Here is a 21,207-nt window from a genome sequence, read left to right as displayed (position 1 = left end):
GGATGAGCAGCCCCGCCTCGCCCGATCGTCCCGGCCGCGCCGTCCGCCCGGCCCCCGCCGTGCTCACCGGCCGGCTCGTCGTCCTCGAGCCGCTCACCGAGGAGCACCTGGAGCCGCTCCGCGCCGCGATCGGCCGCCCCGAGGTGTTCGCCGCGGGCTACGGCGGCGGGCCCTCGGGCCTGCCCGCCGGCCCGGAGGAGTTCCGCGCCTTCGCCCGCCGCTACTACCCGTGGGGGACGGGGAACCCCTCCGCCGTGCTCGTCGACGGCCGGGTCGTCGGCACCTCCTCGCTGACCGACTTCGACGAGCGGCGCGAGGCGGCGCACCTCGGCTGGACCGCCTACGCCCCCGAGGTCTGGGGCACGGCCGTGAACCCCGAGACCAAGCTCCTCCTGCTCGGCCTGGCCTTCGACAGCGGCTTCTCCCGGGTGAAGCTGCAGGCCGACGCGGCGAACGCGCGCTCCCGCGCGGCGATCCTCCGCCTCGGCGCGGTCTTCGAGGGCGTGCTGCGGCACGACCAGCGGCGGGCCGACGGCTCCTGGCGCGACACGGCGGTGCACTCGATCCTGGTCGAGGAGTGGCCGGCGGTCCGCGAGGGGCTCGAGCGGAGGATCGAGGCGCTATCAAGCCCGGTCCCGCCGCGCAACCCGGATGCTCCGATCGGGCGCTGAGCGGTAGGAAGGACGCATGGAACGCATCCACTACGCCGGCAGCTCGGTGCTCACCGGCAGCCGGATCGCGCACTCGCTCGTCGGCTACGCCGAGGCCCTCGCGCTGCGCAAGGGCGCGATGTCGGTCGACATCCCGATCCGGCGCTCGTCCGGTGAGCTCGGCCGGGCGACCCTGCTGATCGGTCCGGCCAGCCAGCTCTTCTCGGAGACCGAGGACGACGGCGGCGAGGAGATCGTGGACACCGCCCTCGTGGAGAGGCTCACGAACGAGGCCGCGCGGCTCGGCGTGTCCCAGCCGCTGACGGAGGAGGGCGGCTCCTCCGCCCCGCAGCTGTCCGATCTCGAGATCCCGAGCTTCGACTCCGACGACGATCGCCTCTGAGCGAATCCCCAGGGGCGGATAGAATCGCCCTGTACCGTCCGGCCGTGCCCCCGCCGGCCGGACTGCACTGTGAACGGAGACCGCCCTCATGGGCCGATTGATCTACGATTCCACCCTCGAAGCCGACTTCGACGACCGCCTGCTCGCTCATCTGCAGATCGTCATCGGATCGAAGCTGTCGCGCAACGAGTCCTTCTACCTCTCGTGGAAGGACTCGCAGTCGGTCGGTGACGGACGGACGTCGATCTGGCTGCACCCGGCGATCCCGCTGCGCTTCAAGTACCACGGCGGTCGCGCCCCGGCGATCAACCCCGACTGGATCCGCCAGCTGCTGGCCGATTCGCACAGCGCGCACGGTCTGCGCATCAGCGAGGAGCCGCACGGCGGAGCTCGCCAGACCGAGGAGGGCCTGCTGTGAAGCGCGTCGAGCTGATCTACGGCGGTACCCCGTACAGCCTGCACGACACGACGGCGGCGGACGTCCGCGCGAGCGTCGAGCAGGCGCTCGACGGCACCGCGTCCCGCTGGCTGACCGTCAACCAGGGCGAGGGCCAGCCCCGCGAGACGTCGATCCTGATCACGCCGGGAGTGGCGTTCTCGGTCGCGGACGTCGCCCAGTGACTCCCGCCGATCGAGCCGCGGATCCTGACAGGCGCGTCCTGAGCCGCACCTTCTGAGCCGCCCTCCCGGACGGCCCCCGCGTCAGCCCCGGAGCAGCGCCGGGAACTCGCCCGGGATCTCGCGCGCGAGGTAGCCGGCCGGCCCGATCCTCCGCACCAGGACCGAGTCGGCCTCGGTGTGCAGGAAGGCGCCCCAGGCCGCCGCGCCCTGCGGGTCGATCCCGCGCGCGCGGAGCCCCGCCGTCGCGCCGGCGAGGACGTCGCCGCTGCCCGCCGTCGCGAGGCCGGGGTGCTCGCCCTCGATGCGGACGGCGTCGCCGTCGGGTGCCGCGATGACGTTGAAGAGGCTGACGACCGCCCCGTAGCGCTGGGCGATCGCGAGGGCGGCGGCCTCGACGTCGTCCACCTCGGAGCCGAGCAGCCGCGCCGCCTCCTCCGTGTTGGGCGTCAGCAGCAGGCGGCCGGCGAGCGCGCGGGCGACGCGGCGCTGCCCGGGCAGCACGCCGAGCGGGAAGGCGTCGAGATGGACGGCGGGGACGTCGGCGAGCAGGGGCGCCAGGGCGCGCAGTGTCGCGGTGGTCGCCTTCGGGTCGTCGAGCCCGGGGCCGACCAGCGCGACGTCGGCGCTGCCCAGCTCTCCCTCGAGTGCGGAGAGTCCACGACCCGAGATGGAGCCGCCGCGCGTCTCCTCCAGCGGCACGACGCCGCACTCGGGCAGTGCTACGGCGGTCGCGGCGGCGACGGACTCGGCGACGCAGAGGGTGATCCGCCCGGCGCCGACCCGGAGGGCCGCGATCCCGGCGAGGATCGCCGCTCCGGGCGTCTTGCGGGCGCCGCCGACCACGACCACGTCGCCGCGGGCGTGCTTCGAGCTCGCGGGGTCGGGCAGCGGCCAGCGCCGTTCGAGCAGGGCGCGGTCGACGACGGCACTCCTGTGCGTGGTCTCGCTCCTGTGCCTGGTCTCGCTCATGAGTCGGTCCTTCCTCGCGGGTCGTCCTCGGCGCTGTCGACGGCGGCGTCGACGGGGGTGTCCTCGCCGGTGTCGTGGCTGGTGACCGGCGCGCTCGACTCCTCGAGATGCGCGGTCTCGTTGAAGCGCTCGAGCGTCCAGTCGCCGCCGTCGCGGACGAGCCGGGTGACGGAGGCGTTCGCGACCGGGGTCGCCCGGCCGATGTCGAGCAGCTCGCGCTCGGTCAGGCCCTCGCAGACGGAGCGGATGACCAGGACGACGGCGTCGTGGCAGAAGAGCGCGACCGGCCCGGCCGGTGCGACGACGTCGAGGTGGTCGAGGAACGAGCGCACGCGCTGCGCGAGGTCGGTCCAGGACTCGCCGCCCGGCGGCCGGTAGTAGAACTTGCCGAGCCAGTCGCGCCGCGCCGCCTCCTCGGGGAAGCGCGCGCGGAAGCCCGCGGTGGTCAGGCGGTCGGCGATGCCGAGGTCGCGGTCGCGGAGCCGCTCGTCGAGGCGCGGCGCGAGGTCGAGTCCCGCCTCCTCGAAGGCGAGCTGCGCGGTCGAGGACGCGCGGAGGTACGGCGAGGACCAGGCGGCGACGGGGGCGTTGCCGTCGGCGAGCCAGCGGCCGAGGGCGCGGGCCTGCTCGCGGCCGGCCGGGGACAGCTCCACGTCCGGATCGCGCCGGTCGACGGCGATGTCGAGGGCGCCCTCCGCCTCGGCGGCGCTCGCGGCGATGTTGGCGACGCTCTCGCCGTGGCGCACGAGGAGCAGCTCGGTGGGGCCGGAGCGGCGGGAGGCTGTGCTGGTCGGTGAGCTCATCACTCCATCGTCCGCTCCGCCGCCCTCACCGCCGAGGGGCTTCCGCGCAGTGCGGAGCAGTTGCTACGCGGCTAGGGTCGGTCGCGTGAAGCTGACGCGGACTCGACCGGCCCAGACGTTCTCTCCGACATCGATGATCTCCCCGTCTCTGACGATCGCCGCGACCCTGGCGGTGCTCGCGCTCGCGGGCTGCACCGCTCCCGCGGCCGAGGTGACGGTCACGAGCGACGTGGCGGCCCGCGAGGAGTCGCGCGACCGCGTGCTCGCGCTCGTCTCCTCGCTCGCCGGCCCGCAGGACGACGCCTTCGGCTACGCGCGGCTCGCGAGCGACCAGGCCGCCGAGGGCGTGGACCTGATCGGGATCGAGTCGTACGACGCCCTGAGCGAGGGCGGCGAGTTCGGGGCGCTGTCGTTCCGCACGCCGGTCGACGCGGCGTCCTTCCCGGACGTGGCCGACCTGCCGGAGGCCTACTGCTTCCGTGCGCCGTTCGCCCCATCCGGCGCCGTGGTCGACGACGCGGACGGCGGGGGAGTGGCGCCGATCGACTGCCCGGCCGACGCCGAGACGATCACTCCGCCGGCCGAGTAGGGGCGTCCACCGCCGCGACGACCGCGGCGAGCGTCTCCGGGTCGCTGAGGATCCGGAAGTGGCCGCCGGTCTCGATCCGCACGTTCACCGCGCCCTCGAGCATGCTGCCCTCGGGGATGTGCGGATCGAACAGGCCGAAGACCGAGGTGATCCGCGCGTTCGCGCCCGCGCGGCTCGAGAGCAGGAGGGTCGTCGCGTCGCGGGGCGAGAACGAGCGGAGGCTCTTCAGCAGCAGGTACGGCGCGTAGCGCGAGCCGCCGAAGGGAGTGGCGACCGCGACCATCCGGTCGACGCGGCCGTCGGGGTCGAGCTCGGTCATCACGTACTTGCCGATCAGGCCGCCCTTGCTGTGCGCGACGATCACGACGTCGCGCAGCTCGTGCTCGGCGAGATAGGCGGCCACGTCCTCCGCGGTGCGGGCGACCGGGCGGCCGTTCCAGCCGAGGCTGGTGAGCACGTGCATCGGGTGGCCGCGGCGGTGCAGCGGGTCGATGATCGGGCGGAGGAAGGCCCAGGTCTCCCAGATGCCGGGCAGCACCACGATCGGGTGCAGCGTGCCGTCGAGGTAGTCGTCGGCGGCTCGGCGCGAGACGAAGGCGCGGACCTGCCAGGCGACGGCGTAGGCGTAGTCGCGGATCCACCAGACGGCGTCGCGGACGAGGTGCGTCATGCGGGCACCGGGGCGGGCGCGGCGGCCGGGTCGGTGTCGGGGGCGGCCGGGGGCACGGGGGCGATGTCGGCGGCGAAGGAGGCCAGGGCGAGCGCGAGCGCCTCCGGCTGCGTGCGGGGGACGACGTGGCGGGAGCCGGCGAACTCGAGGAGGCGGCCGTCGGCGGCGTGCTCGAGGAGGCGCTCGCACCAGTCGCGGGTGGCGATCGGGTCGTCCCAGCCGCGCACGACGAGCACGGGCCGGGTCACCGCGGCCAGCCGCCGCTGGATCGGGTAGTGCAGCATCTCGGGCAGCTGGCGCAGGTACCAGCCGAGACCGCCGCGGACGTAGTCGGCGAAGAGCAGCGCGTCGACGGCGAGCGGCTCGCCCAGGCAGTCGCGGGCGAGGGCGAGGCCCTGCCGGACGGCGCCGGGGCGCTGCGGATCGACGACCGGGCCGATCAGGACCCCGCCCGCGACGAGGCGGGGTGCGCGAGCGGCGAGCTCGACGACGACCTGGCTGCCCATCGAGTGGCCGACGACGACCGCCCGGGTGACGCCGCGCTCCGTCAGTGCTCTCTCGACGAGGCGGGCGTGGTCGGCGAGGCCGACGCGGCGGCGGGGCGCGGTGTTCGCGCCGAAGCCGGCGAGGTCGACCGCGACGACGCGGCCGTGCGCGCGGAGGGCGACGGCGAGGGTCGAGAACGTGTGGTGCGACATCCCGATGCCGTGGATCAGGACGAAGGTGCGCTCGGCGTCGGCGGGCCCGGTCGCGAGGGTCCGCAGCTCGATCCCGTCGATCCGGTGGCGGACGACGGGCGAGGGGCGGGGCATGCCTCCCAGGCTAGGCAGGCGGGTGCCGGAGCGCGCGGGGGTGCGCGGCGCCGGTCGAGTGGGCTAGGCGGTCGGGCGGGCGCGGCGGTCGGGCGGGCGAGGAGTGTCAAGCGGCTGCACGGGCGGGGAGGCGGTGCCTAGCGTGGGAGCAGGACGGCGGACGCCGCCCGCGGAGGGACATCATGCGGATCGCGATCGTCGGAGCGACGGGCAACCTGGGCACGGCCCTGCTGAGGCGCCTCCGGCGGGAGGCGTCGGTGGAGGAGATCGTCGGGATCGCCCGGCGCGAGCCGCGGCCGGGCGCGGACGAGTACCGCGACGTGCGCTGGCACGAGGTGGATGTGGCGTCCAGCGATGCGGGCCGGCAGCTGCGCGAGGCGTTCACCGGCGTGGACGCGGTCGTGCACCTGGCCTGGGCGCTGCAGCCGAGCCACGACGAGCCGTTCCAGCGCCTGGTCGACGTCGGCGGCACCGCGGCGGTGCTGGCGGCCGCGGCGGCGAGCGGAGTGGGCCAGGTCGCCGTGGCGTCGTCCGTCGGCGCCTACAGTGCGGCGCCGAAGAGCCTGCGCGTGGACGAGAGCTGGCCCACCGGCGGGCTGCACACCTCGACCTACAGCCGGCACAAGGCGGCGAACGAGCGGGCGATGGACGCCTTCGAGGCGGAGCATCCGGAGGTGGTGCTCACCCGGCTGCGCCCGGGGCTGGTCTTCCAGCGCGGCGCGGCGACCGAGATCGCGGGGCTCTTCGCCGGGCCGCGGTACCCGACGCGCTGGCTGCGGGCGGTGCGGCCGCCGATCCTGCCGCTGCCGCGGACGCTGATCTTCCAGGGCGTGCATGCGGACGACGTCGCGGACGCGTTCTGGCGCGCCCTCGACCGCCGGGCCGGCGGGGCCTTCAACGTCGCCGCGGAGCCGGTGCTCACGCCGCAGCGGATCGCGGACGCCGTCGGCGCGCGGCTCGTCACGGTGCCGGCGGGGCTGCTCCGCTCGATCGTGTCGGCGACCTGGCGGCTCCGGCTGCAGCGCACCGACGCGGGCTGGCTCGACATCGCGACGAACACCCCCGTCATGTCGACGGAGAAGGCGCGCACCGTCCTCGGCTGGGAGCCGACGACGACCGCCGAGGAGGCCCTCCGCGAGCTGCTCGACGGCCTCGCCGACCGCGCTACGGTCGCGGGCTCGCCGCCGCTGCGCGGCTGACCGCGGATCTCGATACGCCCTCTGCGAGGGCTACTCGATCAGCATGCAACCGACCCTGCGGCGCGAGCAGCTAGGACGGGCACGGGCGCGCTGCACCGCAGAGACGGGCATGCGCATTCCATGCTGGTCGAGTAGCCGCGCAGCGGCGTATCGAGACCCGCCATCGTCAGCACGGCGGGTCTGCAGACTCGCGTTCCGGCGGTGGTGGATCTCGATACGCCCTCTGCGAGGGCTACTCGATCAGCATGAACCGGGCGCCCTCCATGCTGGTCGAGTAGCGCGCAGCGCGTATCGAGACCCGCCCACCGAACGACGGCGGATCTCGATGCGCCCGCTCCGCGGGCTACTCGATCAGCATGCCTACTCCGCGGCGACGCGGATCAGCACCTTGCCCGTCACGCCGCTCTCGACGGCGTCGTGGGCGGCGGCGGTCTCCTCGAGCGGGAACCAGGTCAGCGGCAGGCCGGCCGGCTCACCGACGGGGAGCGCGCCGTCGCGCAGGGCCGCGGTGATGTCCTCGGCCGCCGCCTGGAGCGGCGCCTCGCCGACGGTGTAGAGCAGCAGGCCCTGCCAGCGGGCGTTCTTGGCGAAGCTCGGCACGATCGGGATCGAGAAGTCGTCGCCGTTGTTGTTCGCGTAGTAGCCGATGCTGCCGTGGTTCGCGAGCACCTCGACGTCGAGCGCGGCGTTCTGCGTCGGCGCGACCTCGACGATCTGCTGGACGCCGTCGGGCGCGATCTCCAGGATCTTCGCCGCGAGCTCCTCGTCCGGGTACTGCAGGACGTGCTGCGCACCGGCGGCCGTCGCGAGCCGCGCCTTCGCGTCGCTGCTCACCGTGGCGATGACGGTCGCTCCGGCCCAGACGGCGAGCTGGATGGCGGCGTGGCCGACCGCTCCTGCGCCGCCCTGCACCAGGACGGTGCGGCCGACGAGCGCACCGGGAGCCAGGCGTGCGGGCCCCTCCTCGTGCACGGTGAGGGCGCGGTGCGCGGTCATCGCGGGCACGCCGAGGCTCGCTCCGAGCTCGGCGTCGACACCCTCGGGCAGGCGCACGACGTGCTCGGCGGCGAGGACGGTCGACTCCTGCGCGGAGCCGGTCGGCCGCTGGTGCGCCGCGAGGTAGAACCAGACGCGGTCGCCGACCGCGAGCCCCTCGACACCCTCGCCGACCGCGTCGATCACGCCGGAGCCGTCCTGGTTCGGCACGACCTCGGCGAACGGCGGCTCGCCGCCGGCGCGCGCCTTCCAGTCGGTCGGATTGACGCCGGAGACGAGGACGCGCACGCGCACCTCGCCGGCGCCGGGCGTGCCGGCCTCGCGGTCGACGAGCGAGAGGACGGAGGAGGAACCGGAGCGGGAGTAGACGATGGATCGCATACGACCCAGAAGCCCCGTGAGCCGCCCCCTATTCCCGCGCGCCCCGTCCCAGACAGCGAGATGCCACTTGTGTACGCGACACGCCGTGAAAGGCGTACACAAGTGGCATCTCGCGGAGGGGAGAGGGGAGTTACGAGCGGTCGCTGTCCTGCGTCACATTCTCCTGCACCGCGTGCTTGGCCTCGCGGGCGGAGTCCTTCACGTCGTCGGCGGCGGATCCACCCGCCTCCTTGACGTTCTGCGCGGCGTCGGTCGCGGTGTCCTTCACCGAGGCGAAGGCCTGCTGAGCGGGCTCGCGGAGCTCGTTCGCGACGTCCTTCGCGGCACCGGTCACGGAGTCGACGACGGGCTGCGCCTGCTCCTTGACCTTGCCGGCCGCGTCCTTCTCGGCGCTCGAGGCCGGGATGAGCGAGGCGACCAGGAGCCCGGCGCCGAAGGCCATCAGGCCCACCGCGAACGGGTTGCCGTTCGCCTTGCTCTTCACCGAGCCGGCCGTGCCGGAGAGCGAGTCGCCGGCGTCGTGCGCCGAGCCCATCACCCGGTCGCGGACGGAGCCCACGGCCGCCTTGACCTTGTCGGTCTGCCGGTCGACGATCGCGCTCGGGCTGACCTTCTCGGCCAGCGCGTCCACGTCACCGCCGAGCTCGAGCCGCGTGCGCTCGATGTCGGCCCGGATCTCCTCCGGAGTCTTGCTCTGTCCTGCGTCGTACGTCATCGTCCTGCCCCGTTCGGCTTGAGGGTTTCGGGAATCTGCTTGAGGGAGTCGACCGTCTCGGGCGCTCCGTCGACCTGCTTGAGGCTCTTGCGGCCGACCGCGAACAGGATCGCGGCGATGATGCCCCAGATCACCGCGACGATCACGCCCGACCAGCCGTTGCCGACCAGCGTTCCGAGCGCCCACCAGAGGGCGATCGAGAGGAAGAGCACGGCCATCAGCGCCGCGTAGCCCGCGCCGCCGAGGAGTCCGGCGCCCTTCCCGGCCTTGCCGGCCGACTCCTTGATCTCGGCCTTCGCGAGCGCCATCTCCTGGCGGATCAGCGTCGAGAGGTCGCGGGAGACCTCGCCGAGCAGATCGCCCAGGGAGGTCGAGCCCGCGCGCTCTCCGGGCGTCGGCTCTGCGGCGGCGCGATGCGCGCCCAGCGGATCGGTCACGGCCGGGTCCCGTTCGGGAAGCCGTCGTAGCCCGGCGTGATCGGCGTGCTCAGCGGGTCCGCGACGGGCTCGGTCGGCGCGAAATCGCCGCGCTCGTCGAACGAGGTCGTCGTGGTCGCGCCGCCGGAGTAGTCGGCGGCGGCGGGAGCGGCGAACTCGGGTCCGGAGGTGTCCGCGGTCGCGGTCTTCTCGTCCTTCGCCTCGGCGGTCAGTGCGCGCACGAGGCGCCCGGCGACCAGGCCGGTGGCGGCGGCGATCAGGATGAAGGCTCCCGGGCGGCGGCGCGCGAACGAGCGGACGTCGTCGAGCAGCTCGGACGGGTCGCGGCTCTCGAGCCACGACGCGACGCCCTGGGCGCGCTCGGCGGCCTGCGAGACGAGTTTCGCGGCGGCGTTGCCCTCGCCGCCCTCGCCGTTCGCGAGTGCGGTCAGGTCGTCGCTGAAGGCGCGAGCGCCCTTGGCGGCGTTCTCCTTCTGGGCGTGGGCCTGCTCGGTGAGCTGAGTGCGGCTCTGGTCGAGGAGGTCCTTGACCTGCACCTTCGCCTCCTGGGCGACGTTGGCGGCCTCCTCCTTGCCGGTGGCGAGCACGTCGGTCGCGGCCTGCTTGGCGTCGCCGGCGACGGCGCCGGCCTGCTCCTTGGCAGCGCCCGCGGTCTCGGCGGCCTTCTCCTTGGCGGAGCCGGCGGCGTCCGAGACGCTGCCCGAGGTGCCGCCGCCGACGCTGTGCGCGCCGGAGCTGGTGTCGGTGGTCGTCGTGTCCGACGAGTACGGCTCGGAGGTGAGCGGTGCGTCGTAGGTGCTGTCGTACGAGGGGTCGGCGGTTCGGGCGTTCGCCGCACCGTCTCCGAACGGAGGTGAAGCGGGATCGATGTTCGACATCGTCTGTCCCTTCCAGGGTCGAGGTGTGGTGGTCTGCGTGCCGGCGTCGCCAGTCTGGGCAGTGCGCCGCGCACCGAGATAGGGCGTAGCGGACAGAAGGCGTGAGGGCGTACGATCCCGCGCAACCGTGCTCTGACGCCGATGCGGTGCTTCCTGGACGTGGGCTCCGGATCCGGTGGACCGGCGCGTCAAGCCCTTCTCGCCGGCGAGGAGCCCTGCCTAGCGTCGAAGGGGATGGGGGCGCGACCGCCCCGTCTCCGCTTCCGGAAAGGCACCCCATGCTCAGCATCCGTCCGTCCCGCACCGTGCGCGTCCTCGGCGCGCTCGGCGCCTCCGCCCTGACCATCGGCCTGCTCGCCGGCTGCACGGGCGACGCGCAGACCCCGAACCAGTCGGGGAGCGCCGTGCCGACCAGCGCCGACGACGGCTCGACCCGCACGCCCACGATGGAGCCGACGCAGACCGCCCCGTCGGACACCGCGACGCCCGTCATGTGAGCCGGTCGGGCGCGGGCAACCGATGATCGTGGCATCTCGGCGATCGCCCGGGCAAGCCCCTTCCCGCTCCCAGCCGACGAGCAGAAAGCACTCCTACCTTCGGGTGACAGTTCAGCGCACGACGATCACGAAGGAGGCACCGCTATGGGGCTCGATGACAAGATCAAGAACGCCGCTCAGGACATCGCCGGCAAGGCGAAGGAAGCCCTGGGCGACCACAAGAACGACGACAGCCTGAAGGCCGAGGGCCAGAAGGACCAGGCCTCGGCCTCCGCGAAGAAGACCGGCGAGGACATCAAGGACGTCTTCAAGTAGGTCTTCCCGCATCACGACTCAGGCGGCGCCCCCTCGGGGACGCCGCCTTCGTCGTGTCCGGGTGGATGGATCTCGGGACGCCGCGCCCATGCTGGTCGAGTAGCGCCGCCAGGCGCGTATCGAGAGCCACCCCTGCAGACGGTGGATCTCGATACGCCGCGTGCCGCGGCTACTCGATCAGCATGGGTCGGCACCACGCGCGCACCGGCACGTGCGCCCCATGCGTGCAGCACGGCACATGCGCTCCATGTCGGCGCATCGGCACGTGCGCCCCAAGCCGGCGCATCGGCACGTGCGCTCCATGCTGGTCGAGTAGCGCCGCCAGGCGCGTATCGAGACCCCACGCCTGCAGACGGTGGATCTCGATACGCCGCGTGCCGCGGCTACTCGATCAGCATGAGGCGTCGCCCGCTACGGCTGCAGGACGACCTTGATGCAGCCGTCCTCCTTCTTCTGGAACGTCTCGTAGAGGCCGGGGGCGTCCTCGAGCGGGGCGCGGTGGGTGACGAGGTCGTTGACGCCGAGCGGGTCGCTCGAGTTTTCGACCAGCGGCAGCAGCTCGTCGATCCAGCGCTTCACATTGCACTGGCCCATCGTCAGGGTGATCTGCTTGTCGAACATCGACTTCAGCGGCAGCGGGTCGGCCTCGCCGCCGTAGACGCCGCTCAGCGAGACGGTGCCGCCGCGGCGCACCAGGTCGAGCGAGGAGACGACCGCGGCGAGCCGGTCGACTCCGACCGTGTCCATCGCCTTCCGAGCGATCGGGTCGGGCAGCAGCCCGGCGACCGTCTGGGCGAACGAGCCCATCGGCGAGCCGTGCGCCTCCATGCCGACCGCGTCGACGACGGAGTCGGGGCCACGGCCGTCGGTGAGGTCGCGCAGCTGGTCGTTGATGTCGTCGGTGAAGTCGAAGACCTCGATCCCGTGGCGAGCGGCCATCGCGCGGCGCTCGGCGACCGGGTCGACCGCGAGCACGCGGTAGCCCTTGTGCGCGCCGATGCGAGCGGCGAACTGGCCGACCGGGCCGAGGCCGAAGACGACGAGCGAGCCGCCGTCCGGCACGTTCGCGTACTCGACGCCCTGCCAGGCCGTCGGCACGATGTCGCTGAGGAAGAGGTAGTTCTCGTCCGGCAGGTCGGTGCCGACGACGACGGTGTTGTAGTCGGCGAGCGGCACGCGGAGGAACTCCGCCTGGCCGCCGGGCACCTGGCCGTACATCTTCGTGTAGCCGAAGAGCGAGGCACCGGAGCCGTACTCCGTCACCTGGGTGGTCTCGCACTGCGACTGCAGGCCGCGGCGGCACATGAAGCACTCGCCGCAGGAGATGTTGAACGGGACGACGACGCGGTCGCCGACCTTGAGCTTCGTGATGCCCGCGCCGACCTCCTCGACGATGCCCATCGGCTCGTGGCCGAGGATGTCGCCCTTGTCGAGGTACGGGCCGAGCAGACGGTACAGGTGCAGGTCGGAGCCGCAGATGGCCGTCGAGGTGATCCGGACGATGGCGTCCGTCGGCTGCTGGATGCGGGGATCGGGAACCGTCTCGACCGAGACCTTCTCGACGCCCTGCCACGTGAGTGCGCGCATGCTTCCTCCTTCTGCCGGCGCTGAGGCCGGTGGTTCTCCGGCGCTCGCCGGATGCGTGACTTCAGGCCACACCTGTCGGCGCGGAGTCGCGAGGGGGTTGACGGCCGGACCGGGCGGTTCGGAGGCGATTCCCGGGGCGCACCCGCCGGCGGCGGCGGTGATGTCGGGAGGACGTGCATCCGACGCTCACCCCGCTCCCGGCCGCGCAGTGGTGTGATGGAGGGATGGATGCTCTCTACACCGCCATCGCCCACGCCTCCGGTGGAGGACGCGACGGCCACGTCCGCACCGAGGACGACCGACTCGATCTCGACACCCGCCCGCCCCAGGAGCTCGGCGGCTCCGGCGAGGGCACGAACCCGGAGCAGCTCTTCGCCGCCGGCTTCGCGGCCTGCTTCCTGAGCGCACTGCACGGCTCCGGCAAGGCGCTCTCGATCGACACCACCGATGCGCAGGTGTCGGCGAGCGTCTCGATCGGCAAGAACGACGACGGCGGCTTCGGCCTCGCGGTCGAGCTGGACATCCACGTCCCCAAGGCGAGCTCGGAGGACGCGCACGCCGTCGCCGAGAAGGCGCACACGATGTGCCCGTACTCGAACGCGACCCGCGGCAACGTGGACGTCGTCCTCAACATCGTCGACTGACGCTCCCTCTTCTCGAAGGCCCCTCCCCGGTGACGGGTGGGGGCCTTCGTCGTGCCGCCGCGGGTCGTCCGGTGCCGGTCCGTTAGGGTCGGAGGCATGATCGAGGAACCGTCGCGCGAGGGGTCGGACGCCGAGGCGCTGGCCGAGCTCGAGCAGATCCGTCAGAGCATCGACAACATCGATGCGGCGCTGATCCACCTGCTCGCCGAGCGCTTCAAGTTCACCCAGAAGGTCGGGCGTCTGAAGGCGGCGCACGGCCTGCCGCCCGCCGACCTCGAGCGCGAGTCGCGCCAGATCTCGCGGCTGCGGGCACTGGCGGAGGACGCGCACCTCGACCCGGCCTTCGCGGAGAAGTTCCTCGGCTTCATCGTCGCCGAGGTCATCCACCACCACGAGCAGATCGCGAGCGGCGCGGCGGACTGAGGCTCGCGGCGGGTGGGGTCTCGATACGCCGCCTGCGGCGGCTACTCGACCAGCATGGCGGGCGCCTGCGGCGGTTGTTCGGTCGGCATGGGGGCGCCTGCGCCTTCATGCTGATCGAGTAGCCCGCGCAGCGGGCGTATCGAGATCCACGAGCGTCAGAAGTGAAGTCTGCAGACCGGGCCTGCTGAGGACGGCGGGTCTCGATACGCCCCTGCGGGGCTACTCGACCAGCATGGGGCCGCCTGCGGCGGCTACTCGACCAGCATGGGGCCGCCTGCGGCGGCTACTCGACCAGCATGGGAGGGCGACCGCCCGACGGGGTGGGCGGCCGCTCACCGAGCGAGCCTCCTTCATGCTGATCGAGGAGCGCGCGCAGCGCGCGTATCGAGATCCTGCCCTCGCCTCGCGGGGCGGCAGCTGACCGCCTGGACGTCCTGACCCCCTTCCGCGAGATGCCACTTGTGCACGCTCGACACGGCGTGTCGCGTGCACAAGTGGCATCTCGCGGAGGGGAGGGGCTACGCCTCGACGGGGCGGGTCAGGGCTCGGACCGAGGTGACGCGGCGGCGGGCGATGGCGGCGACCGTCAGCAGGAGGCCGAAGAGCAGCCAGATCAGCAGGCCGACGACCGCGGCCGCGACGCCTCCGGTGCCCTCGATGACGCCCGCGAGCGCGTTCTGCGCGGCGGAGAGCGGCAGGAAGCCGAGGGCGTCGTCGAAGACGCCCGGGACGGTCGAGATGATGCCGGCGCCGAGGCCGATCACCGCGGCGACCATCGAGACGAAGCGGCCGAGCCCGCCGAGCAGGGCGACCAGGCCCTGGTTCACGGCGGCGAAGGACGCTCCCGCGAGCATCGCCAGCGCGGCGAAGCCGAACCAGGTCACCAGGTCCAGGCTCGCGACCGCGCTCATCACGATCGCGACGGCGAGGCCCTGCACGAGTCCGATCACGAGGGCCGGCACGTACGACGACAGCGCCAGCGCCGCGGAGGAGCGGGTCGACGAGAGTGCGCGGTGCGAGAACGCGGCGAGCACGAGGAAGGTCGCGAGGGCGCCGAGCCAGAGCGCGATCGTCGCGAAGAACGGCACGCTCGACGCTCCGAAGAGATCGGTGGTACTGCTCGAGTTCTCGACCGGGTCGGCGACGACGTCGGCGAGGTTCTTCGACTCCGACTCGCTGTAGGTCGGCAGCTGGGCCACGGCCGCGTCGAGCCCGGTGGCGAGCGAGCGGGTGCCGTCGGCGAGCTGGAGGGCCCCGTCCGAGACGCCGCCCGCGCCGTCGGCGAGCTGCCGGGCGCCGTCGGCCGCGGAGGAGGCACCCGTCGAGAGCTGCACAGCGCCGTCGGCGGCCGAGGTCGCTCCGGTCGCGAGCTGGCTGGCGCCGTCGGCGGCGGAGGTCGCTCCGGTGGCGAGCTGGGACGCTCCACCGGCTGCGGTGGCGGCTCCGGTCGAGAGCTGGCTGAGGCCGCCCGCGAGCGAGCCGGCGCCGTCGGCGAGCCCGCGCGCACCGGCGGCCGACTGCGCGGTCCCCGCGACGAGGGACGGCTGCCCGTTCGCCCCGTCGTTGATGCCGGCGGAGATGCCTGCGGCGTACTGCGCGGTCGCACCGGCCTGGTAGAGCGCGCCGGCCTGGTTCGTGGTGTCGAGCTGGCTGCCGGCTTCCGCGAGGATGGCCGCGCAGACGGGGTCCGTCGCGGCGCAGGACTGGGCGAGGGCGGCGATGGTCCCGAGCGAGGTGCCCGTGGTGGTCGCCGACTGCGCGGCGAGACCGGAGGCGGTCGCTGCGGTGCCGCCGAGCGTCGACACTCCGGCGGCGAGACCGTCGAGCCCGTCCGCGAGCGAGCCCGCGCCGGTGGCGAGCTGCGTCGCTCCGTCGGCCGACTGCTGCGCGCCGGTCGCGAGCTGCGAGACGCCGCCCGACAGGTCCGACGCACCGGTGCCCACCTGGGCGACGCCGTCCGCCAGCGACGACGCGCCGGTGCCGAGCTGCGCCACTCCGTCGGAGAGTCCGGAGGCGCCGGTCGCGAGGTCGTCGATGCCGTCCGCGAGCGTGCTGGTGCCGTCCGCGAGGGTCGAGGCGCCGGTGCCGAGCTCGTCGGCTCCGTCCGCGAGGGTGCCCGCGCCCTCGGCGGCCTGGCCGATCTGCTCGTTCAGGGTGTTGAAGCCGACGTAGACGTTCTCGAGGTACGCGGTGGTGAGCTGGGTGTTCAGCAGCGCGGTCGCCGTGCTCGTGACGGTCGCCGAGATGGCGTCGTCGACGAGCTTCGCCTTCTCGCTCGTCGCGATGTCGATCGTGGCCTTGGTCGCGGCGGCGGCGTCTCCGGAGTAGGAGGTCGCGGCGGCGGAGAACGAGGACGGGATCGTGACGACGGTCGCGTAGCTGCCGTCGGCGAGGCCCTTCGCGGCGTCGTCCTTGTCGGTGAGGACCCAGGTGAAGTTGCCGGTCGAGTCGGAGCCCGAGACGTTCGCCGCGGGAGAGGCCGAGGCGGAGGGCGTGGCGGACGCGGACGGCGTGGCCGACGCGGACGGCGCGGCGGACGCGGACGGCGTGGCGGACGAGGACGGCGCGGGAGTCGCCGAGTCGCTGGTCTCGCCTCCGGTCACGAGCCCGGCCGCGAGCTGGCGCCCGAGCGGCACGGTCTGCCCGTTGATCTCGACCGGGGTGTCCTCGTTCACGACCGCCGCCGTGATGGTGTCCAGGCGCTCGGTCGGGTTCCAGAGCGCCCAGACGAGCAGGCCGCCGATGACGAGGGGGACCAGGACGATGCCGAGGAGGGTCACCCAGGACACCTTCTTGACGCCGCGGGGGCGTTCGAGGGAGAAGAGAGCCATCTGTCAGCCGACCTTCGCGATAGCGCGGCGCTCGGCCGCGGGGGAGACCGCGAGCTGGCCGCGATCGGAGGGGAGGAGGTCGTCGAGCGCGTCCGCGTCGACGGAGGAGGCGATCACCGTGAAGGCGTGCTGCTTCTGCGCGGCCTTCGCGCGGGCCCGGTCGAGCTCGGCGCGGATCCCGTCGCGGAGCTGCGGGTCGGTGACGGTGTCGAGGTCGTCGAGCACGAGCAGCGGCGGGGCCGTCTCGAGCGCCGCGCGCACCTCGGCCACCGGATCGCTCGCGCCGGCGAGCCGGACGAGGCCGACGCGACCGCGGACCGCGGAGGAGCGGATCGGCACGACGAGACCGTCGACCTTGAGCCGGCCGGCGTCGGGGGTGAGGCGCCCCGCGATCGTCAGCAGCAGCGCGGTGCGGCCCGAGCGGTGCGGGCCGTGGACGACCAGCGCGCCGCCCGCGGGCACCCGCACGTCGACGTCGCGGTAGACCGGGCCGTCGGGACCGTCGAGGCACAGCCCCTCGGCCGCGACCGCGTCGGTGGCGCCGGGCTCGGGCCAGTCGGCGAGCGCGAGCTCCTTGGTCAGGCCCTCGCCCTCCACGTCGAAGGAGGGGAGCACCCGGTCGAGCCAGCGCGGCATGTGCCAGGCGCGGTCGCCGAGGAGGTGCAGCACCGCGGGCACGAGCGTCATCCGGACGATGAAGGCGTCGACGAACACGCCCACCGCCAGACCGAGCGCGATCGGCTTGATGTTGGTGTCGCCCTCCGGCACGAACGCCGCGAAGACGGAGAACATGATGATCGCGGCCGCGGTGACGACCTTCGCCGAGCCGACGAAGCCCGACTCGACCGCCGCGCGGGCCGGCCGGCCGTGCACGTAGTCCTCGCGCATCCGCGAGACGAGGAACACCTCGTAGTCCATCGCCAGCCCGAAGAGCACGCCCATCAGGATGATCGGCATGAAGCTGATGATCGGGCCGGTCTTGTCCACGTGCAGGGCGTCGGCGAACCAGCCCCACTCGAAGACCGCGGCGACGGCGCCGAAGGACGCGCCGACCGAGAGCAGGTAGCCGAGCGTCGCCTTGAGCGGCACCCAGAGCGAGCGGAAGACCATCGTCAGCAGCACCAGCGAGAGCCCGACGACCAGCAGGCCGAACGGCAGCAGCGCGTTCGCCAGGGTGTCGGAGATGTCGATGCCGACCGCGGTCTGGCCGGTGACCGCGAGGTCGACCCCGTAGGTCTCCTCGAAGTAGTCGTGCTTGTCGCGGATCTCGGCGACGAGCGCCTTGGTGGCCTCGGAGTCCGGCCCGCCCTCGGGGATCACCTGGATGATCCCGGTGTCGGCGGTCTCGTTCGGGGTGGCGAGCGGCACGGAGGCGACGCCGTCCAGGCCCTCGATCTCGGTCTTGAGGTCGGCCATCAGGCCGAGCGGGTCGGTCGAGCCGATGATCGTGCCGGTGACGATGAGCGGGCCGTTGTAGCCGGGGCCGAAGTTCTCGGCGAGGAGGTCGTAGGTGTCGCGCGCGGGGGTGCCCTCGGCCTGGTAGCCGGCGTCGGGCAGCGCGAGGCGGAGGCTGAGCGCCGGGATCGACGCCATGCCGAGCACCCCGACGACGGCGATGATCGTGAGGATCGGGAAGCGGGTGACGACGCGGACCCAGCCGCGGAAGAAGCCGCGCGGGACCTCGGCGTGCACGTGCGAGCCGGGGGAGGGGGCGGAGGCGTCCTCGGCGGCGTCGGGGTCGGCGTGGGCGCCGACGGCTGCGGCCTTCTCGGCGCCGGAGTTCGCGGCGGCCTGCTTCGCCGCGGCCTTCTTGGCCTTCCGTTCCTTCGGCCGCAGGCGCTCGCCGGCGAAGCCGAGCAGCGCGGGGGTGAGCGTGAGCGCGATGACCACGGCGATCGCGACTCCGCCCGCCGCCGCGATGCCCATCGTGGTGAGGAACGGGATGCCCGCGACCGACAGGCCGGCCAGCGCGATGATGACGGTCAGGCCGGCGAAGACGACCGCGGAGCCGGCGGTCGCGGTCGCGCGGGCGGCCGACTCCTCCGGCGCCATGCCCTGCTTCAGCTGGTCCTGGTGCCGGCTGATGATGAAGAGCGCGTAGTCGATGCCGACGGCGAGGCCGAGCATCAGCGCCAGCAGCGGCGTGGTGGAGGAGATCGAGGCGAAGCGGGTCGCGATGAAGATCGCGGACATCGAGAGCGCGACGCCGAGCAGCGCGGTCACCAGCGGCATGCCGGCGGCGAGGAACGAGCCGAAGGTGAGCACCAGGACGACCAGCGCCACGAGGAGGCCGATCCCCTCGGTGACGGTGACGCCGGGCAGGCTCTGGGAGAAGAGGTCGCCGCCGAGCGAGACCACGGCGCCCGCGGGGAGCGCGTCCTGGAGGGTGGTGGCCTCGGCCTGGAGCGCGTCCCGCGACGCCTCGGAGGTCGTGGTGGCGGAGCCGTCCATCTGCGTGGTGATGACCAGCGCGTTGCCGGCCTCGGAGATCGTGCCCTCGACGGTGTCGGAGTAGGGGTCGGTGACCGCGGCGACGCCGTCGATCCCCTCGAGCGCGGTGACCGCCTCGCCGACCGGGCCGCTGATGTCCGCGTCCTCGACGCTGCCGCCGTCGGGCGCGACGACGACGTAGCGCGCCGACGTGCCGCTGACCTGGGGGAAGGTGCGCTCGAGCTGGTCCAGCGCGGTCTGCGACTGGGTGCCGGGGATGGAGAAGGTGTTGTCCGTGCCCTGGTTGAGCAGCAGCGCGCCACCGCCCGCGAGGACGACGACGGCGAGCCAGAGGACGGCGACCAGCCGGTGGGCGCGGAACACCCAGCGGCCGAGTCGGTAGAGCATCGACGACACGCGTGTCTCCTGACGACGGGGAGCGGAAAGGGACACGACTCTGTGCTCGGAAGCGCTGTCGTGCGGGCGGCGCGAACGCGCTCACGGCGCGGACGTCCTCGATACACGAACGTATCCGATACGCGAATGTATCCGATACAGTGATGTATCTCAACACCGCCGACGCCCGCCCGGGAAGGACTCAGGATGACCGACTCCGTCGAGACCTCCCGCCGGGGCCGGACCCGCGAGCGGCTCCTCGACGCCGCGTATGACGTCTTCGCCGAGACGGGGGTGCACTCGGCCTCGGTGGAGCAGATCTGCGAGCGCGCCGGCTTCAGCCGCGGGGCCTTCTACTCCAACTTCTCCTCGAAGGAGGAGCTGTTCTTCGCGCTGATGCAGCGGGAGAACGGCGCCCGCCTGGACGGTCTGGTCGAGCAGATGGGGCGGACGATCCCGAAGATCGCGGAGTCCGACGAGCCGCTGACGCCCGAGACGCTCGCGGTCGTCATCCTCGACTTCCTGCAGGGGCCGTTCACCGACAGCCGGCGCTGGTGCGTCGTGCAGTCCGAGTTCGAGCTGCTGGCGCTGCGCGATGCGGCGATCGCGCCGCAGTACAGCGCCTTCCGGTCCGGCTTCGACGCGACGCTGGTGGACATCGTGCGGGGGGCGCTGCAGCAGGTGCAGCGCGACTTCTCGCTGGCGCCGACCACGGCCGTCCGCCTGCTGATCGCGAGCTACGACGACGCGGTGAAGACGTCGATCCTCGAGGGCGACTCGGAGGAGGCCGCGCTCGAGCGGCTCCGGGCGACGCTCACCGACGTGGTACTGGCGATCTCGACCGAGCGCTGAGCGTCGAGCCGCTGAGCCGGGTGCGCTGAGCCGGGTGCGCTGATCCGGGTGCGCTGATCGGCCCGGTGCTGATCCGCTGCGGCGCAACCGGTCCCGGTGGTGCCCGTGCGCGACGAGGATGGACCCATGGAACTGCGCCAGCTCGAACACTTCCTCGCCGTCGCGAAGGAGCAGCACTTCACCCGCGCGGCGAGCGCCCTGCAGATCTCGCAGTCGGGCCTCTCCGCGTCGATCCGCGCGCTCGAGAGCGAGCTGGGCAGCCCGCTGTTCACGCGGAGCACCCGCCGGGTCGAGCTGACGCCGGCCGGCCGGGCGATGCTGGCGGAGTCGGAGCAGTCGGTCGCCAGCGCGCTCGCCGCCCGCGACGCGGTGCTGGCGGTGCAGGGCGTGCTGCGGGGCAGCCTCGCGGTCGGCACCGAGGAGTGCCTCGGCGGCGTGCATCTGCCGCGCGAGCTCGCGACCTTCCGCGAGCAGCACCCGGGCGTCGGGCTGCGGCTGACCCACGACGGCTCGGGCACGCTGCTCGACGCGGTGGGCAGTGGGCGGCTCGATCTCGCGCTGGTCGCCGACATCGGCGCGGTGCCGGCCGGAGTGGTCACGCGGCCGCTCGCGAGCGAGGGCTTCGCGGTGCTCGCGCATCCGGAGCATCCGCTCGCCGACCGGCCGGTGTGCCGGATCCCGGACCTGGAGGGGCAGACGATCGTCGGCCTGCAGGAGCACTGGGGCGCGAGCCACCTCGCGGCCCAGGCGTTCGCCGCGCACGGCCTGGCGTTCGAGGTGGAGCTCGAGGTGAACGACGTGCACACCCTGCTCGACCTCGTCGAGTACGGCATGGGCGTGGCCGTCGTGCCGGCCCACTTCGCCGAGAAGCGGCCGGGCGGCCTGCGCGCGGTGCCGCTGGAGGACCCGCTGCTGGTCTGGCGCACCATGGTCGCCCTCCCGGAGCGGCCGACGGCCGCGGCGCGCGCCTTCGTCGCGGCGCTGCCGGGCGCCTCCGCCCGCTGATCGACGGCCCGCGCGGGGCCCGTTCGTGCTGATCGATCAGCCCGCGGAGCCGGCCCTTTCATGCTGATCGAGTAGCCCTCGGAGAGGGCGTACCGAGATCCGCC

General features: G+C 73.2%; 23 protein-coding genes. 12 read left to right on the top strand and 11 right to left on the bottom strand.

The features are described 5' to 3' along the window. The first annotated feature begins 2 nt into the window (after positions 1-2). The 4 genes from HQQ86_RS13835 (at position 3) to HQQ86_RS13820 (ending at position 1,674) form a co-directional block, all read left to right on the top strand. The gene (locus tag HQQ86_RS13835) at positions 3-671 is read left to right on the top strand and encodes a GNAT family N-acetyltransferase (protein WP_173288875.1); all 669 of its coding nucleotides are present in this window, start codon (positions 3-5) and stop codon (positions 669-671) included. A 16-nt stretch (positions 672-687) separates the two neighbouring features. Beyond that, entirely contained in the window at positions 688-1,053 is a 366-nt protein-coding gene (locus HQQ86_RS13830; protein WP_173288874.1) for a hypothetical protein, read from the top strand. Positions 1,054-1,141: 88 nt separating this feature from the next. After that, complete coding sequence (locus HQQ86_RS13825) at positions 1,142-1,471, top strand: ATP-dependent DNA ligase (protein ID WP_160085894.1); 330 nt, start codon at positions 1,142-1,144, stop codon at positions 1,469-1,471. Then, positions 1,468-1,674: a hypothetical protein gene (locus tag HQQ86_RS13820; protein ID WP_123447117.1), complete on the top strand. Its 207-nt coding sequence runs from the start codon at positions 1,468-1,470 to the stop codon at positions 1,672-1,674. The genes HQQ86_RS13825 and HQQ86_RS13820 overlap by 4 nt, the downstream gene beginning before the upstream one ends. A gap of 81 nt (positions 1,675-1,755) precedes the next feature. Here the strand turns inward: HQQ86_RS13820 and HQQ86_RS13815 are convergent, their stop codons facing one another. Both HQQ86_RS13815 and HQQ86_RS13810 read right to left on the bottom strand, forming a co-directional pair. Then, positions 1,756-2,643: an NAD(P)H-hydrate dehydratase gene (locus tag HQQ86_RS13815; RefSeq protein WP_173288873.1), complete on the bottom strand. Its 888-nt coding sequence runs from the start codon at positions 2,641-2,643 to the stop codon at positions 1,756-1,758. After that, complete coding sequence (locus tag HQQ86_RS13810) at positions 2,640-3,446, bottom strand: histidine phosphatase family protein (RefSeq protein ID WP_173288872.1); 807 nt, start codon at positions 3,444-3,446, stop codon at positions 2,640-2,642. Before HQQ86_RS13810 ends, HQQ86_RS13815 begins: the two co-directional genes overlap by 4 nt. A gap of 133 nt (positions 3,447-3,579) precedes the next feature. Between HQQ86_RS13810 and HQQ86_RS13805 the strand changes: the two genes are divergently transcribed. Next, positions 3,580-4,035 carry a hypothetical protein gene (locus HQQ86_RS13805; protein WP_173288871.1) on the top strand — a complete coding sequence of 152 codons (456 nt, stop codon included), beginning with the start codon at positions 3,580-3,582 and terminating at the stop codon, positions 4,033-4,035. Here the strand turns inward: HQQ86_RS13805 and HQQ86_RS13800 are convergent. Together HQQ86_RS13800 and HQQ86_RS13795 are read right to left on the bottom strand one after the other, a co-directional pair. Next, positions 4,016-4,705, bottom strand: a complete 690-nt coding sequence (locus HQQ86_RS13800; RefSeq protein WP_173288870.1) for a triacylglycerol lipase — start codon at positions 4,703-4,705, stop codon at positions 4,016-4,018. The genes HQQ86_RS13805 and HQQ86_RS13800 overlap by 20 nt on opposite strands. Next, complete coding sequence (locus HQQ86_RS13795; RefSeq protein ID WP_173288869.1) at positions 4,702-5,517, bottom strand: alpha/beta fold hydrolase; 816 nt, start codon at positions 5,515-5,517, stop codon at positions 4,702-4,704. Before HQQ86_RS13795 ends, HQQ86_RS13800 begins: the two co-directional genes overlap by 4 nt. A 182-nt stretch (positions 5,518-5,699) precedes the next feature. On the opposite strand from HQQ86_RS13795, the gene HQQ86_RS13790 reads away from it, so the two are divergent. Then, entirely contained in the window at positions 5,700-6,716 is a 1,017-nt protein-coding gene (locus HQQ86_RS13790; protein ID WP_173288868.1) for an NAD-dependent epimerase/dehydratase family protein, read from the top strand. 360 nt (positions 6,717-7,076) lie between these two features. Here HQQ86_RS13790 and HQQ86_RS13785 read toward each other — a convergent pair whose 3' ends face one another. The 4 genes from HQQ86_RS13785 to HQQ86_RS21340 all read right to left on the bottom strand — a co-directional run bounded on the left by HQQ86_RS13785 (position 7,077) and on the right by HQQ86_RS21340 (position 10,123). Continuing rightward, entirely contained in the window at positions 7,077-8,093 is a 1,017-nt protein-coding gene (locus tag HQQ86_RS13785; protein ID WP_173288867.1) for an NADPH:quinone reductase, read from the bottom strand. A gap of 130 nt (positions 8,094-8,223) precedes the next feature. Continuing rightward, on the bottom strand, positions 8,224-8,808 hold the full coding sequence (locus HQQ86_RS13780) for a DUF3618 domain-containing protein (RefSeq protein ID WP_173288866.1): 585 nt from the start codon (positions 8,806-8,808) through the stop codon (positions 8,224-8,226). Then, on the bottom strand, positions 8,805-9,233 hold the full coding sequence (locus tag HQQ86_RS21345; RefSeq protein WP_173289387.1) for a phage holin family protein: 429 nt from the start codon (positions 9,231-9,233) through the stop codon (positions 8,805-8,807). The genes HQQ86_RS13780 and HQQ86_RS21345 overlap by 4 nt, the downstream gene beginning before the upstream one ends. A gap of 8 nt (positions 9,234-9,241) precedes the next feature. Next, positions 9,242-10,123, bottom strand: coding sequence for a hypothetical protein (locus HQQ86_RS21340; protein ID WP_173288865.1), 882 nt, complete (start codon positions 10,121-10,123; stop codon positions 9,242-9,244). Positions 10,124-10,401: 278 nt separating this feature from the next. Between HQQ86_RS21340 and HQQ86_RS13765 the strand changes: the two genes are divergently transcribed. Together HQQ86_RS13765 and HQQ86_RS13760 are read left to right on the top strand one after the other, a co-directional pair. Next, entirely contained in the window at positions 10,402-10,620 is a 219-nt protein-coding gene (locus HQQ86_RS13765; RefSeq protein ID WP_173288864.1) for a hypothetical protein, read from the top strand. A 144-nt stretch (positions 10,621-10,764) separates the two neighbouring features. Beyond that, the gene (locus tag HQQ86_RS13760; RefSeq protein WP_123736268.1) at positions 10,765-10,935 is read left to right on the top strand and encodes a CsbD family protein; all 171 of its coding nucleotides are present in this window, start codon (positions 10,765-10,767) and stop codon (positions 10,933-10,935) included. 411 nt (positions 10,936-11,346) lie between these two features. On the opposite strand, the gene HQQ86_RS13755 is transcribed toward HQQ86_RS13760, so the two are convergent. Then, on the bottom strand, positions 11,347-12,522 hold the full coding sequence (locus HQQ86_RS13755; protein WP_173288863.1) for a zinc-dependent alcohol dehydrogenase: 1,176 nt from the start codon (positions 12,520-12,522) through the stop codon (positions 11,347-11,349). 224 nt (positions 12,523-12,746) lie between these two features. On the opposite strand from HQQ86_RS13755, the gene HQQ86_RS13750 reads away from it, so the two are divergent. Further along, positions 12,747-13,166 (top strand): organic hydroperoxide resistance protein, encoded by a 420-nt coding sequence (locus tag HQQ86_RS13750; RefSeq protein ID WP_123705992.1) that lies wholly within the window; start codon positions 12,747-12,749, stop codon positions 13,164-13,166. 96 nt (positions 13,167-13,262) lie between these two features. Beyond that, entirely contained in the window at positions 13,263-13,589 is a 327-nt protein-coding gene (locus HQQ86_RS13745) for a chorismate mutase (protein ID WP_173288862.1), read from the top strand. A gap of 518 nt (positions 13,590-14,107) precedes the next feature. Here the strand turns inward: HQQ86_RS13745 and HQQ86_RS13740 are convergent. Together HQQ86_RS13740 and HQQ86_RS13735 are read right to left on the bottom strand one after the other, a co-directional pair. Continuing rightward, positions 14,108-16,420 carry a YhgE/Pip domain-containing protein gene (locus HQQ86_RS13740; RefSeq protein WP_173288861.1) on the bottom strand — a complete coding sequence of 771 codons (2,313 nt, stop codon included), beginning with the start codon at positions 16,418-16,420 and terminating at the stop codon, positions 14,108-14,110. A gap of 3 nt (positions 16,421-16,423) precedes the next feature. Continuing rightward, the gene (locus HQQ86_RS13735; protein ID WP_216845583.1) at positions 16,424-19,258 is read right to left on the bottom strand and encodes an MMPL family transporter; all 2,835 of its coding nucleotides are present in this window, start codon (positions 19,256-19,258) and stop codon (positions 16,424-16,426) included. Positions 19,259-19,453: 195 nt separating this feature from the next. Between HQQ86_RS13735 and HQQ86_RS13730 the strand changes: the two genes are divergently transcribed. Together HQQ86_RS13730 and HQQ86_RS13725 are read left to right on the top strand one after the other, a co-directional pair. Next, positions 19,454-20,098, top strand: a complete 645-nt coding sequence (locus HQQ86_RS13730) for a TetR/AcrR family transcriptional regulator (protein WP_173288859.1) — start codon at positions 19,454-19,456, stop codon at positions 20,096-20,098. A gap of 126 nt (positions 20,099-20,224) precedes the next feature. Continuing rightward, on the top strand, positions 20,225-21,103 hold the full coding sequence (locus HQQ86_RS13725; protein ID WP_173288858.1) for a LysR family transcriptional regulator: 879 nt from the start codon (positions 20,225-20,227) through the stop codon (positions 21,101-21,103). Positions 21,104-21,207 lie beyond the last annotated feature (104 nt).

It is taken from the genome of Rathayibacter sp. VKM Ac-2857 (assembly GCF_013205025.1).
Classification (GTDB): Bacteria; Actinomycetota; Actinomycetes; order Actinomycetales; family Microbacteriaceae; genus Rathayibacter.
This window is presented reverse-complemented; position numbering and strand designations above follow the sequence as displayed.